At 71.2% G+C, this 12,706-nt stretch carries 13 protein-coding genes; 5 read left to right on the top strand and 8 right to left on the bottom strand.

Translation table 11 applies throughout. From position 1 onward, the window contains the following. Nucleotides 1–52: 52 nt before the first annotated feature. From ABZT87_RS25325 to ABZT87_RS25315, 3 genes are read right to left on the bottom strand one after another with little or no spacing between them, the layout of a single operon-like run. The gene (locus ABZT87_RS25325) at nucleotides 53–892 is read right to left on the bottom strand and encodes a carbohydrate ABC transporter permease (protein ID WP_355066360.1); all 840 of its coding nucleotides are present in this window, start codon (nucleotides 890–892) and stop codon (nucleotides 53–55) included. Continuing rightward, nucleotides 889–1,887, bottom strand: coding sequence for a sugar ABC transporter permease (locus ABZT87_RS25320; RefSeq protein WP_355138588.1), 999 nt, complete (start codon nucleotides 1,885–1,887; stop codon nucleotides 889–891). Before ABZT87_RS25320 ends, ABZT87_RS25325 begins: the two co-directional genes overlap by 4 nt. 52 nt (nucleotides 1,888–1,939) lie before the next feature. Further along, nucleotides 1,940–3,235, bottom strand: a complete 1,296-nt coding sequence (locus tag ABZT87_RS25315; RefSeq protein ID WP_355066361.1) for an extracellular solute-binding protein — start codon at nucleotides 3,233–3,235, stop codon at nucleotides 1,940–1,942. 250 nt (nucleotides 3,236–3,485) lie between these two features. Here ABZT87_RS25315 and ABZT87_RS25310 point away from each other — a divergent pair, with 250 nt between their 5' ends. Then, nucleotides 3,486–5,111 (top strand): glycoside hydrolase family 43 protein, encoded by a 1,626-nt coding sequence (locus ABZT87_RS25310; protein ID WP_355138586.1) that lies wholly within the window; start codon nucleotides 3,486–3,488, stop codon nucleotides 5,109–5,111. A 33-nt stretch (nucleotides 5,112–5,144) separates the two neighbouring features. Here ABZT87_RS25310 and ABZT87_RS25305 read toward each other — a convergent pair whose 3' ends face one another. Next, a complete protein-coding gene (locus ABZT87_RS25305) occupies nucleotides 5,145–6,023 on the bottom strand; it encodes a dihydrodipicolinate synthase family protein (RefSeq protein ID WP_355138584.1) in 879 nt (292 codons plus the stop codon). 70 nt (nucleotides 6,024–6,093) lie between these two features. On the opposite strand from ABZT87_RS25305, the gene ABZT87_RS25300 reads away from it, so the two are divergent. The 4 genes from ABZT87_RS25300 (at nucleotide 6,094) to trxA (ending at nucleotide 9,193) form a co-directional block, all read left to right on the top strand. Further along, nucleotides 6,094–6,990: a LysR family transcriptional regulator gene (locus tag ABZT87_RS25300; RefSeq protein ID WP_355138582.1), complete on the top strand. Its 897-nt coding sequence runs from the start codon at nucleotides 6,094–6,096 to the stop codon at nucleotides 6,988–6,990. A 145-nt stretch (nucleotides 6,991–7,135) separates the two neighbouring features. Beyond that, on the top strand, nucleotides 7,136–8,353 hold the full coding sequence (locus ABZT87_RS25295) for a chitosanase (protein ID WP_355138580.1): 1,218 nt from the start codon (nucleotides 7,136–7,138) through the stop codon (nucleotides 8,351–8,353). Between the two features lie 130 nt (nucleotides 8,354–8,483). After that, nucleotides 8,484–8,876: a MerR family transcriptional regulator gene (locus ABZT87_RS25290; protein WP_355066371.1), complete on the top strand. Its 393-nt coding sequence runs from the start codon at nucleotides 8,484–8,486 to the stop codon at nucleotides 8,874–8,876. Further along, nucleotides 8,846–9,193 (top strand): thioredoxin, encoded by a 348-nt coding sequence (gene trxA / locus ABZT87_RS25285; protein ID WP_355138578.1) that lies wholly within the window; start codon nucleotides 8,846–8,848, stop codon nucleotides 9,191–9,193. Before ABZT87_RS25290 ends, trxA begins: the two co-directional genes overlap by 31 nt. A gap of 256 nt (nucleotides 9,194–9,449) precedes the next feature. On the opposite strand, the gene ABZT87_RS25280 is transcribed toward trxA, so the two are convergent. From ABZT87_RS25280 to ABZT87_RS25265, 4 genes are all read right to left on the bottom strand, one after another. Beyond that, nucleotides 9,450–9,995 (bottom strand): PepSY domain-containing protein, encoded by a 546-nt coding sequence (locus ABZT87_RS25280; protein WP_355138576.1) that lies wholly within the window; start codon nucleotides 9,993–9,995, stop codon nucleotides 9,450–9,452. A gap of 94 nt (nucleotides 9,996–10,089) precedes the next feature. Next, nucleotides 10,090–10,644 (bottom strand): DUF5872 domain-containing protein, encoded by a 555-nt coding sequence (locus ABZT87_RS25275; protein WP_354855713.1) that lies wholly within the window; start codon nucleotides 10,642–10,644, stop codon nucleotides 10,090–10,092. Nucleotides 10,645–10,672: 28 nt separating this feature from the next. Beyond that, nucleotides 10,673–11,962: a HAMP domain-containing sensor histidine kinase gene (locus tag ABZT87_RS25270; RefSeq protein ID WP_355138574.1), complete on the bottom strand. Its 1,290-nt coding sequence runs from the start codon at nucleotides 11,960–11,962 to the stop codon at nucleotides 10,673–10,675. Further along, nucleotides 11,959–12,642 carry a response regulator transcription factor gene (locus ABZT87_RS25265; protein WP_355138572.1) on the bottom strand — a complete coding sequence of 228 codons (684 nt, stop codon included), beginning with the start codon at nucleotides 12,640–12,642 and terminating at the stop codon, nucleotides 11,959–11,961. The genes ABZT87_RS25270 and ABZT87_RS25265 overlap by 4 nt, the downstream gene beginning before the upstream one ends. Nucleotides 12,643–12,706: the final 64 nt, after the last annotated feature.

Below are 12,706 nucleotides of genomic sequence, written 5' to 3'. Positions count from 1 at the left end.
TCCGCTCCTTTGTTCGGCGGGACGCTTCAGCTGGGTTGGCGATCCGGTGTCGTCACCCCTTGACGCTGCCGGTCAGGCCGCCGATGAGTTGGCGTTCGGCCACGGCGTAGAAGCCCAGGGCCGGAATCATGGACAGGACGACGTAGGCGAGCACCCGGGCGGTGTCGTCGGCGTACTGGCCCTGGAACGCCTGGACCCCGACGGGGAGCGTCCACCAACTCTGGTCGCTGAAGACGACCAGCGGGAGCATGAAGTTGTTCCAGCTCGTCACGACCGCCAGCACCGAGACGGTGGCCAGGGCGGGACGGGCCATCGGCAGCAGGACCCGCCAGAAGAACCCGAAGGAGCCGCAGCCGTCGAGGACGGCGGCCTCCTCCACCTCGGCGGGAATGGTCCGGAAGAACTGGCGCAGGATGATGATGGTGATCGGCAGCCCGAACGCGGCCTGGGGCAGGATGACACCGAGGGGGTTGTCCAGCAGGCCCAGGCCGCGGAGCAGGACGAACAGCGGCAGGATCGCCACCGCGAACGGGAACATCAGGCCGATCGCGAACAGGGTGACCAGGAACTCGCGGCCCCGGAAGGCGTAGCGGGCGAAGACGAACGCCGCCATCGCCGCCGCGCCGACCACGATGACGGTGCTGGTGACGGCGATGAGCAGGCTGTTGCCGAGCTGTCGCCAGAACACGCCGGAGGCGAAGAGGTCAGTGTAGTTCTGCGGCACCCACGGGTCGGGCAGGCCCAGTGGGTTGGTCGACAGCTGACCGTTGTCCTTGAAGCCGCCGATCACACCGAACCAGACCGGCACGACGATGAGCGCGCCGACGCCGATGCAGATGAGGTGCAGGACGAGGCTGCGGGTCCGCTGGGCGCGACTGGTCGTGGCGGTCATCGCTGGCCTCCCTGGTTGGTGATGGCGCCCGCGGTGTCCCGACGCAGGACGATGCGCTGGTAGAACAGGGCGAAGACGAGGCTCAGCAGGAACATGACGATGCTGATCGCGCTGGCGTAGCCGACCTCGAAGCGGCGGAAGCCGTACTGGTACATCGTGACGGCCATGGTCTCCGAGGTGTGGATCGGGCCGCCGCCGGTCAGCACCCAGACCATGTCGAACAGTTGGATGGTGCCGATGACCGACAGGAAGATGCTGATGCGGATCGTCGGGCCGAGCAGGGGCAGGGTGACGTGCCGGAATGCCTGCCAGGCGGTGGCGCCGTCGGTGACCGCGGCCTCGGACAGCTCCTTCGGGATGCCCTGACGGGCGGCCAGGAAGAGCATCATGTAGAGGCCGAAGTACTTCCAGGACACCACCAGGAAGACGGCGAACAGCACGGTGTCGGGGTCGGCGAAGATGGCGCCCGCGTCGGCGCCCAACCAGCGGGAGACCGACTCGCCCAGGCCCCGGTTCGGCGAGAACACCAGGGTGAACAGGACGGCCGTGGTGACCTCGGAGAGCACGTACGGGGCGAAGAAGATCAGCCGGTACGCGGCCCGGCCGCGCAACGGCTGGTTGAGGAGCATGGCCAGGGCCAGCGCCGCGGGCAGTTGCACGGCGAGGGAGAGCAGCACGAGCACGAGGCCACGCCACAGGTCGCCCCGGAAGGTCGGATCGCCGAAGGCTCGGGTGTAGTTGTCCAGCCCGACGAAGTTCTCCGGCAGCCCGAAGCCGTTCCACTTGTAGAGGCTGGCGTAGCCGGCCACCAGGATGGGCGCGATCACCAGCAGCAGGAACAGCGCCAGGGCGGGCGCCAGGAAGACGGCGAGGACGCCACCCCGCCCCGGCCGGGGCTGGCGGCCACGCTGTCGCGTGGTGCCCGGCCCCGGTGCCGGCGGATCGGTCGCCGTGTCGCCGCGCCTCGTGTCCGACACGGTCGATGGCCTGGTCATGCCTGCTCCACTCGGGTTCTATCGCCGGCTACGGATGGATACGGGGTCACGGTCAGACGGTCTTCGCCACCTGCGTGATGTCCTTGAGGATCGCCGCGGGCTGCTTCTTGCCGGCGATGATCTCGGCGACGCTGTCGTTGATCTGCTGCCCGAGCGCGGGCGCGTACGCCTGGTCGAGGTAGAGCTGGAAACCGGTGTTCTTGGCCAGGGTCTCCGCGACGACCTTGTTGTTGGCGTCGGTGATGGCGTCGGTGGCGTCCTTCACCGTGGGCAGCACCGCGCCGGTCTTCGCGGAACGACGCTGGTTGTCGACGCTCAGCAGGAACTTCAGGAAGTCGATGGTGGCGGCCGGCGCGTCCTTGCCGACGGCGAAGCCGTTGCCACCGCCGAAGACCTCGGTGGCGGTGCCCTTGCCGCCGTCCACGGCCGGGAACGGGAAGAAGCCCAGCTTGTCGCCGAGGCCCTTCTTGCTTGTGGAGCTGGACGCCTGCACCGCCGGCGCCCACTGCCCCATCAGCTCCATGGCCGCACCGCCGTTGCCCATCGTGGCGGCCTGCCCGTCCGGGGAGCCGTACTCGGCGCCGAGGAAACCCTTCTGGAAGGGCTGCAGGTCGACGAGTTCCTTGAGCCGCTCACCCGCGGCGACGAGGTCGGGGGTGTCGAAGTTCTTGTCATCGACGGCCTTCTGCAGCGCGCCGACGCCGCCGATGCGCATGGCCAGGTAGGACCAGTAGAAGTGGGCCGGCCACTTGTCCTTGCCGGCGATGGCGACCGGGGTGATGCCGGCGGTCTTGAGCTTGCGGACCGCGTCGAGCACACCCGTCCAGGTGGTGGGCGGCTCGGTGATGCCGGCGCGGGCGAAGAGGTCCTTGTTGTACCAGAACCCGACCATCCCGATGTCGAACGGGATGCCGTAGATCTTGCCGTCGATCGTGTACGGCTGCATGGCGGCGGGCAGGATGCCGCTGACCAGGTCCTTCACGTCGTCGGTGAGGTCCTTGACCAGGCCCGCGTCGACCTGCTGCTTGAGCACGCCGCCGCCCCAGGACTGGAAGAGGTCCGGCGGGTCGCCGGCCTGGGTGGCGGTGGTCAGCTTGGCCTTGAACGCCTCGTTCTCCAGCGGCTGGATGGTGAACGTGACGTTGCTGTGCGCGGTCTTGTACTCGTTGGCCATCGCGGCCCACACCGGCAGCATCGGCTCGGTGTTCTGGATGTGCCACCAGTTGATGGTCTGCGGGGCGTTCGGGTCGCTGGACTTCTCGTCGCCACTACAGGCGCTCAGCAGGTAGGCGCCGGCGCCGGCGCCGGCCAGGCCGAGCAGCGATCGGCGGGAAAGGTGCGCTGTCATGATCCATCCCTTCGGGGGACTCACGGGGTGCTCGGACGCCGGCCGAGCCGGCAAGGGTTCGAACCTGGATCTCCGGAACTTTCATTGCTTCGTCGGTATTACCGATCGATGGCCGGGACGCTACGAGCAGTTCCCCCAGCGGTCAAGACCCCTGTCCTATCGCGATAAGACCGGCTACCGTACGAGGGGCTTCCAGTGATCTGGTCCCCGCAAGTTTCCGGAAGTTTCATAGCCGCACAGAGGAGCCCCCGTGTCGACCGACACCGCTGACGTGGCGACCGCTGCCTGGTCGATCCGCAACCCCGTCCTCGCCGGGTTCCACCCGGATCCGTCGATCCTGCGCGTCGGCGACGACTTCTACCTGGCCACCTCGACGTTCGAGTGGTATCCGGGGGTTCGCGTGCACCACTCCCGCGACCTCGTCAACTGGCGACCGTTGGGCGGGATCATCACCGATCGCCGCCTGCTCGACCTGCGTGGCTGCGGCGACTCCAACGGTGTGTGGGCGCCCGACCTGACGTACCAGGATGGGGAGTTCCACCTCGTCTACAGCGACGTCGCCAGCTTCGCCAGCGGCTACTGGGATCCGCAGAACTTCCTGATCACCGCGCCCGACATCGCCGGCCCCTGGTCGGATCCGGTGAAACTGCACGGGCGCGGCTTCGACGCCTCCCTGTTCCACGACGACGACGGCACCAGCTGGCTGCTGAGCATGAGCGCCGACTGGCGACCCGGCCGCGACCGCTTCGGTGGCATCGAGATCCAGCAGTACGACCGAGCGGCGCGTCGTCTCGTCGACCGGCCCCGCATGCTCTTCACCGGCACGCCGGTCGGGGTCACCGAGGGCCCGCACCTGTACCGCCACGACGGCTGGTACTGGTTGATCACCGCCGAGGGCGGCACGAGCTGGGAGCACCAGGTCACCGTGGCACGCTCGCGGGAGTTGTTCGGTCCGTACGAAGTGGACCCGGAGGGGCCGTTGCTCACCTCCGTCGGTCGGCCGGACCTGCGGTTGCAGAAGGCCGGTCACGGCAGCCTGGTCCAGACCCCGGACGGCGGGTGGTATCTGGCCCACCTGGTCGGCCGTCCCTACTCACCGCTGGGCAACTGTGTGCTGGGCCGGGAGACGGCGATCCAGCGGGTCGAGTGGCCGTCGGGCGGTTGGCCCCGAATTCCCGGAGGGGTGCCCGCCGAGGAGGTCGCCGCTCCCGACCTGTCCCCGCATCCGTGGCCCCAGGAGCCCGCCACCGACGACTTCGACGCCGCCGAGCTGGGTTCCTGCTGGTCGACGCTGCGCCGGCCGGCCACCGCGGACTGGGTCGACCTGACGTCCCGCCCCTCGCACCTGCGGGTCCACGGTGGGCAGTCGCCGGTGGGTCGACAGGCGCCGAGCCTGGTCGCGCGACGGGTCGGGGCGACGCACTGCTCGCTGGAGACCGTTGTCGAGTTCGACCCGGTCGACCACCGTCAGCTCGCCGGGATCACCGCGTACTACAACACCCTCAACTGGCATCACCTCTACCTGACCCGGGCCGACGACGGGCGTACGGTGCTGGAGCTGCTCAGCTCGGACAACGGGCGGCGCACCCCGTACCCCGAGCTGACCGTCGATGCCAGCGGTGTCGACCGGGTCGGTCTGCGGGCGGTGTTCGACGGGCCCGTGGTGCGCTTCGACTACGACCTCGGCGCGGGCTGGCAGCGGCTGCCGATCGACCTGGACGCGACCATCCTGTCCGACGAGCACGCCGCCCTGATCATCGACGGGGAGCCGGCGGCGTGGGGCTTCACCGGGGCGTTCGTCGGCCTGTGGGTGCAGGATCTCGGCGGCGACGGGGTGTACGCCGACTTCGACCGGGCCGCCTACCGGGAGCACTGACCACGCGGACGCGGCGCGGCGGGCGCCGTCCGGTCACCTCGACGCGCTCGTCAGCTCGTCCAGGCGCCGGAGCGCCCGCCGCGCGGCGTCCGGACCGGCGGGCAGCAGCGGCAGCCGTACGGCGGCCGTCGGGATGCGACCCCGCGCGTGGAGCACCGACTTGATCACTGTCGGGTTGGGTTCGGCGAACAGCGCCGCGGACAGGCCCGCGAGCCGATGGCCGAGCGCCCGCCCCCGCACGAGGTCCCCGGCCTGCCAGTGTGCGACCAGCTGGACGAAGTCCGCAGCGGCGACCTGGGCCGAGGCCGCGATCGCGCCGTGCGCGCCGAGGGCGAGCAGCGGCGAGATGAGCGGGTCCTCGCCACCGAGTACGGCGAAGCCGGGCCGGATGCCGGCGAGGAAGTCGACGGTGTCCCCGTCGATCCCCCCGGTGGCGTACTTGATGCCGATGACGCCGGGCAGGCCGGCGAGCTGCCGAAGGTCGTCCGGGCTGAGCTGCTGCCCCGTGCGGTACGGGACGTGGTAGACGACCAGCGGCACCGGGCTGGCCTGGGCGAGGTGGGCGAAGTGGGCGAGCACTCCCGCGCCGCCCGGCCGCAGGAACGGGGGCACCAGGCAGAGCGCCGCTGTCACCTCGGGCCGGTCGGCCAGGGCGCGCAACGCCTCGACGCTGTTGGCGCCGACGAGAAGGTGCACGCGGCGCGCACGGCAGACCGCGGACAGGACGTCGAGCACCGTGCCGCGCTCGTCGTCGCTGAGGGCGGCCGGCTCCCCCGTCGTGCCGAGCGCGACCACACCGGCCGCGCCGGCGTCCAGGGCATCGTTCGCGAGGGCCGTCAGCGCGTCGACGGCGATGTCCCCCGCGAGGTCGAACGGCGTGATGAGCGGAACGTACAGGCCGGTCAGGGTCATGCCTCCACTCTCGGCGGACCGACCGGGAAGGTCCAGTTCCGATTGCTCCACCTATCCGTAAGCTGAGCTGATGCTTGACGTCCGTCGCCTGGTCCTGCTGCGGGACCTGGCCCGCCTCGGCACCATCGCCGCGGTCGCCCAGGCGCACGCCTACACGCCGTCCGCCGTCTCGCAGCAACTGGCCGCCCTGCAACGGGAGGCGGGCACCCGGTTGCTGGAGCGCACCGGACGCCGGGTCAGCCTCACGTCGACCGCCACCGCGCTCGTGCAGCACACCGAGGTCGTTCTCGCCGCGCTGGAAGCCGCCGACGCGACCCTGGCGGCCGCCCGAACCGGTCTGCGCGCGAGCGTCCGCATCGGGGCCTTCCCCAGCGCCGTACGCACCCTGCTGCCGGCAGCCCTGGCCACCCTGGCCCGCGACCATCCCGCGCTCGACCTCATGATCAGCGAGCTGGACCCGGTCGACATGCCGGCCGCCCTGCGGAGCCGACGGCTCGACGTCGCCCTGCTGCACGACTACGACATCGCGCCGACCCCACCCGACCCGACGGTGGACTCGATCGCCCTGCTGGAGGAGACCGTCTTCCTCGCCGTGCCCAGCGACACCGCCGACAACACCGCCGCCGAGCCGATCAGCGCAGCACGCGACGCGCACTGGATCCTCGGCAGTCCCGGCACGCTCTGCCACTCGGTCGCCCTGCACGCCTGCCAGCTGGCCGGCTTCACTCCGGCGGTGCGGCATCACGCCGACGATTTCACCGCCATGCTCGCTCTCGTCGCCGCCGGTCAGGGCGTCGCTCTCATTCCACAGCTCGCCATCGCCCAGCCCTCCCCGCAGGTCCGGCTCCTGCCGCTGGCCATGCGCCGCCGCACGCGCGTCGCCTACCGCAGGGGCGCGGGCGGCCACCCCGCGGTGGTCGCGTGCGTCTCCGCGCTGCGCAGCGCCACCAACACCTTCCTCGATTGATCCTGATCGTCGCCGATGTGGCAGTTGATCGACGTACCACTATCTGTTAATACTGTTTCCTGAAGCTCGTGGTGCCCGCCGGGGCCGATCGCCGCGCCGGGCACCGACCGGCCGGCGGCACGCCGCCTCTTCCCCGAGGAACACCATGGTGCGCAAGAGAACAGCCGCCTACGTCGTGGGCACCCTGCTGATCGGCGTCGCGGCGGTCAACTACGGCCTCCCGTCGGCCAGCGCCGCGACCGCCGGCCCGATCACCGGCCTCGGTGGCAAGTGCGTCGACGTCGCCGGCGCCAATCCGGCCAACGGCACGGCGGTGCAGCTCTACGACTGCAACGGCAGCAATGCCCAGACGTGGACGGTCGGCAACACCGACAGCTCGATCCGCGCGCTCGGCAAGTGCCTCGACGTCACCGCCGCGTCGACCACCAACGGCGCCAAGATCCAGCTGTACGACTGCAACAACACCGGCGCCCAGAAGTGGACCGCCGCCAGCGGTGGCGCCCTGGTCAACACCGCCTCGGGCAAGTGCCTCGACGTGACCGACCGGAGCACCGCCAACGGCGCCCGGTTGCAGATCTGGACCTGCGGCGGCACCACCAACCAGCAGTGGACCCTTCCCGGCGGCGGCAACCCCACCCCCACGCCGACCGCCACCGTCCCGGCCGGCACCAACCTGGACGACCCGGCGAAGAAGGACGTCGCCATGCAGCTCGTGTCGGCGGCGGAGAACTCCTCGCTCGACTGGCGCGCGCAGTTCTCCTACATCGAGGACATCGGCGACGGTCGCGGCTACACCGCAGGCATCATCGGCTTCTGCTCCGGCACCGGCGACATGCTCGAACTGGTCCAGGCGTACACGAACACCAAGCCGGGCAACGTGCTGGCCGGATACCTGCCGGCGCTGCGCGCCGTCAACGGCACCGCGTCGCACGCCGGCCTCGACCCCAACTTCCCCCGCGACTGGCGCACCGCGGCCAACGACTCGGTGTTCCGGGCCGCGCAGGAAGCCGAGCGGGACCGGGTCTACTTCAACCCGTCGGTCCGCGACGGCAAGAATGACGGGGTGCGGGCACTCGGCCAGTTCGCCTACTACGACGCGGCGGTCATGCACGGGTACGAGGGAATGCGCCAGATCCGCAGCCGCGCCCTCGCCCGCGCCAAGCCGCCGGCCCAGGGTGGCGACGAGCGGACCTGGCTCAACGCGTTCCTCGACGAGCGGGTCATCGAGATGCGCAAGGAAGAAGCCCACTCGGACACGTCCCGCGTCGACACGGCCCAGCGGGTGTTCCTCAACAACGGCAACGTCAACCTGAACACGCCGCTGACGTTCGCCGTCTACGGCGAGCAGTTCCGCATCGGCTAGAACCCCCTCCGGCACGCACCGACGCTCAGGGCGCCGCCTCGCGGCGCCCTGAGCCGTCCCGGGAGCGACCTTGCCTTGACGCTGACGACAAGGTTTAGCCTGGTCACGACGGGCTGGTCGAGGAGGTCTGATGCTGATCGGCGAGCTGGCTGAACGGGCCGGCACGAGCACCCGGACGCTGCGCTACTACGAGGCCCACGGGTTGGTACGCCCGCAGCGCTCGGCCAACGGCTACCGCGTCTACGACGAGGCGGAGCTGCGGGTCGTCCGGGAGATCCGGGCGCTGCTCGACGTCGGCTTCGGCCTCGACGACGTCCGTCCGTTCGTCGCCTGCCTGCGAGCGGGCAACGCGTCCGGCGATGTCTGCCCGGATTCGGTGCTGGTGCTGCGGCGCAAGCTCGCCGAGGTCGACGACTACCTCGATCGGCTCACCGCGGTCCGTCAGCAGTTGCGCACCCAGCTCACCCACGCCATCGCGCACCGGGAGGAAACATGCCCCAGGAAACGACCGTCCGCCCCCTGATCAGCGTCACCGACGCCACGTTTGCCGAGCTGGTGTTGGCCAGCGACCGGCCCGTCGTGGTCGACTTCTGGGCAGAGTGGTGCCCGCCCTGCAAGATGATCGAGAAGAGCCTCGTCGAGCTGGCCCAGGAGTTCGGCGACCGCATGACCATCGCCAAGCTCAACTCCGACGACAACCCGCAGGCCACGCGGCGCTACGGAGTCATGTCCCTGCCGACGCTGCTGGTGTTCCGTCAAGGCGAGGTCGTCGGCTCGGTCGTCGGGTCCCGGCCGAAACTCCACCTGCGGCAGAGCCTGACCCTGCACGCGGGCCTCTGACCGGCGGGCAGGGTCAGCGGCTCAGCTCTCGACCCAGCCGCACCCACCGCCACCACCCACCCCGCCACTCGACCAGGACCTCGACCTGGCCCGCACACCGTCTGGCAACGGTACCGGAACACCCGTGGTGACCCGTGGTGAGCGATCTCGTCCGAAGAGATGATCCGCCGGCAGGCGTGGTGCCGGCCCGGCGCGTGGCGACGCCCCGACCGCTGTGACGGATCCGGTCGGGGCGTCGCTGGTCGCCGGTCTTTCGTCAGTCGTCGTCGCCGGAGCTGTCGTCATCGTCGTCGGACCGGTCGCCCTTGTCGTCCGACTGGCCGAACCTGTCGTCGTCGTCGACCGGCTCCTGCTCGGCCTTGACCACCGCGCCGTTGTCCCGGTCGACGTCCACCTCGTGCTCGATGTCGCCGGCGATGATCTCGACGCTCCACACCGGCCGGCCGTGCTCCTGCTCGGCCTCGACCTCGACGATCTGGCCGCCACCGGCCCTGGCGAGCGCGATCTCACCGGCGCGCTGCTCGTCGACCGCGCTGCCCGCCGGCGCGGTGCCGGCGGACGGCGTGCCGCTCGACGGCGTACCCGACGGGGTCCCCGCCGACGGCGTGCCGCTGGCCCCCGGCGCGACGGTGCTGGCGCTGTCGTCCGGCGCGTCCGTGCCCGTCGGGGCGATGGTCGCCGCGGCGAGCGCCGTGTCGCCGCGCCGCGTGTCGTTCGCGGCGGCGACGCCCAGCGCGACCCCGGCCACCGCCAGCACCGCCGAGCCGCCGACCGTCGCCAGAAGCAGATTGGTGCGCTTCATCGTGGTGTCCACCTCTCCTCGGTTGTCGACTCCGAGGATCGGTCGGATCGGGATAGCGGCGCGCTGTCCGGACGCTAAGGCCGGGTTAAGTCCGTCAGCCGCGCCGGTTGAGTTCCGCTTCGAGCCGCTGGACGAGCGTCTTGCGGTCCTTGCCGGCGTGCTCGTTGCGCAGGGCCGTTCTGAGCTGCCGCGTGTCGAGGCCACGGACCAGCTTGCTGGCCTCGGCGACTGACATCTCCGAGATCCGGCCGGCGGTGGTGGCGTCTCGACGCGCCTTCTTGGCCGGCCCGGTGTTGGCGACGTACTGCCTGCCGGTTCGGGAGGCTTCCCGCTTCTTGGTGTCGGTCGCGCGCTTCTGGCTCTCCGACATCTCGTCCCAAGCCTTCTTGGGCAGGTAGCGGCTCGTCGTGCCGTCCTTGCGCGCACGGGTGTCGCCCTCTTTGGTCTGCCACTTCTCGTTGCCCCAGCGCTGGAGCGCTTTCTGCCGCTCGTCCTTTTCGCCCAGGAAACCGCCGCCGCGCTTCTTGTACTCCTGGGTGACCAGCTGTGACTTGCGTGCCGACCACTGACCCGGCCGACCGCCCTTGTCGGACGCCTTGATCTCTTCCTTGATCTGCTCTCTGAGCTCGGGTTTCGTATACCGCGCCATGGGTGGCAGCTACCCGGCACCGCAGCGGCTATGCCTCTCGCCGCGACGTCGACGGACCGAGCCGGAGCAGCACCTGCGCCCCGCCCTGCGGACCGGACCGCAGCTCCAGCCGACCGCCGCCGGCCTGCGCGGCGCGGCGGGCGATGTCCAGGCCGAGTCCGGTCGACCCGGCGGCGCTGGCACCCCGTCGGACCGCCCCCGCCGGCATGCCCGGTCCCTCGTCGGCGACGGTGAGCAGCACCTCCCCGTCGTCGCGCGCGAGCCGGACGGTGAACGGTGTGCCGTCGGGGGTGTGCGCGAAGACGTTGCCGAGCAGGGCGTCCACGGCGGCCGTCAGGTCGTCGGCGGGCACCCCGACGGTGAGCGGGCCGGGGGCCAGGTCGAGGTGCACGGCCCGACCGGTGTCCTCGGCCAGCACCGACCAGAACGCCACCCGGTCCGCGACGATCGCGGCGGCATCCGACGCGGCCGTCCCCGGCGTCGGCGCGCGACGCCAGCGGGCCTGCTGGATCAGACCGGTGACCGCCCGTTCGAGCCCGTCGGCGGCGGTGGCGATCCGGGCCGCGTCGTCCGGGTCGCGCAGCGACTCCGCCTCCAGCCGCAGCGCCGTCAATGGCGTCCGCAGTCGGTGCGACAGGTCGGCGACCTGCTCGCGCTCCTGCAGCAGGAGAACCTGGATCCGGCCGGCCAGGTGGTTGAGAGCACCGGCCACCTCGCGCAGCTCCGCCGGGCCGGCGGGCGTGACCCGGGCGTCCAGTTCGGCGTTCGCCAGCCGATGCGACACGACGGAGAGTTCGCTGATCGGCCGCACCAGCGTGCGCGCCAGCCGGTCGGCGACCGCCAACCCGATCAGCACCAGCACCACACCCAGCAGCGCCAGCACCAGCCAGGCCCGGGTCACCCCGGCGGTCAGCTCCTGCCGCGGCACCACGATCCGGATCACGCCGGTGCCGTCCGCCCGGCCCTGCACGGCGATGACCACCTCCCGGCCGGCCGCCGACTCCCCGGTGAGGCTCTGGCCACGCGCGGCCAGGGCCACCGCTGGCGTACGGGGCGCCTGGGCGCCGAGCACCGTGCCGTCGGGCAGGAAGACGCTCACCTGTCGACCGGACTCCGCGGCGAGCTGCTCGACGGTGAGCCGGATGGTCGGCGCGTCGGCGGTGCCGACCACCGGCACGAGGCTCTGCGCGTCGGCGGTGGCCCGGACGGTGGCCCGGTCCTGGGCGACGGTGCGGACGAGCAGCGCCAGCGGCACCAGGAAGGCGACGAGCGTGAGCACGCTGACCGCAGCGACCAGCAGCGCGAGCCGTGCCCTCACGGCGCCTCCAGTCGTACCCCGACGCCGCGCACGGTGTGCAGGTAGCGGGGCTGCTGGGCGCTCTCCCCCAGCTTGCGGCGCAGCCAGGACAGGTGCACGTCGACCGTCTTGTCCGCGCCGCCGTACGGGATCTGCCAGACCTCGGTGAGCAGCTCGCGTTTGGTGACCACCTGTCCGGGCCGGCCGGCCAGGTGGTGCAGCAGGTCGAACTCGCGCGGCGTCAGCTCCACCAGCGTGCCGTCCAGGGTGACCTGCCGGGACCGGGGATCGACGCGCAGCCCGCCCACCACGAGGGACACCTCCTGCGCGTCGGCGCTGGCCGGGCCCCGCCGCAGCACCGCTCGGGCGCGGGCGTCGAGCTGCGCGGCGGTGAACGGCTTGACCACGTAGTCGTCGGCGCCCGCGTCGAGGACCCGGACGATCTCGGTCTCGTCGTCGCGGGCGGTGGCGACGATGACCGGCACCGAGCTGACCGCGCGCAGCATCCGCAGCAGCTCGCGTCCGTCCAGGTCGGGCAGACCCAGGTCGAGGACGACCAGGTCCGGTCGGTCCTCCAGCGCGTCGCGCAGCCCGGCCATCGCGGTCGAGGCCGCGGCCACCGCGTGGCCGCGTTCCCGCAACGCCCGGATCAGCGGCGTACGGATCGTCAGGTCGTCCTCGATGAGCAGCAGGCGGGCCACAGCAGGCAGGCTAGCCGCTGCCGCTGCCGGCGAGACGCGCGTTAACCGTGCCTTAGCCTCCGGA

It is taken from the genome of Micromonospora sp. NPDC005237 (genome assembly GCF_040607775.1).
GTDB lineage: Bacteria > Actinomycetota > Actinomycetes > Mycobacteriales > Micromonosporaceae > Micromonospora.
Note: the sequence above shows the minus strand (reverse complement) of the source record. Positions and strands in the feature narration are given on the sequence as shown.

What these genes read in the sequence shown, in the direction of transcription:
- ABZT87_RS25275 (WP_354855713.1), bottom strand. Translation starts at nt 10,644, where the DNA reads ATGGCGCGGTATACGAAACCCGAGCTCAGAGAGCAGATCAAGGAAGAG.
- ABZT87_RS25300 (WP_355138582.1), top strand. Translation starts at nt 6,094, where the DNA reads ATGCTTGACGTCCGTCGCCTGGTCCTGCTGCGGGACCTGGCCCGCCTC.
- ABZT87_RS25320 (WP_355138588.1), bottom strand. Translation starts at nt 1,887, where the DNA reads ATGACCAGGCCATCGACCGTGTCGGACACGAGGCGCGGCGACACGGCG.
- trxA (WP_355138578.1), top strand. Translation starts at nt 8,846, where the DNA reads ATGCCCCAGGAAACGACCGTCCGCCCCCTGATCAGCGTCACCGACGCC.
- ABZT87_RS25290 (WP_355066371.1), top strand. Translation starts at nt 8,484, where the DNA reads ATGCTGATCGGCGAGCTGGCTGAACGGGCCGGCACGAGCACCCGGACG.
- ABZT87_RS25295 (WP_355138580.1), top strand. Translation starts at nt 7,136, where the DNA reads ATGGTGCGCAAGAGAACAGCCGCCTACGTCGTGGGCACCCTGCTGATC.
- ABZT87_RS25325 (WP_355066360.1), bottom strand. Translation starts at nt 892, where the DNA reads ATGACCGCCACGACCAGTCGCGCCCAGCGGACCCGCAGCCTCGTCCTG.
- ABZT87_RS25305 (WP_355138584.1), bottom strand. Translation starts at nt 6,023, where the DNA reads ATGACCCTGACCGGCCTGTACGTTCCGCTCATCACGCCGTTCGACCTC.
- ABZT87_RS25315 (WP_355066361.1), bottom strand. Translation starts at nt 3,235, where the DNA reads ATGACAGCGCACCTTTCCCGCCGATCGCTGCTCGGCCTGGCCGGCGCC.
- ABZT87_RS25280 (WP_355138576.1), bottom strand. Translation starts at nt 9,995, where the DNA reads ATGAAGCGCACCAATCTGCTTCTGGCGACGGTCGGCGGCTCGGCGGTG.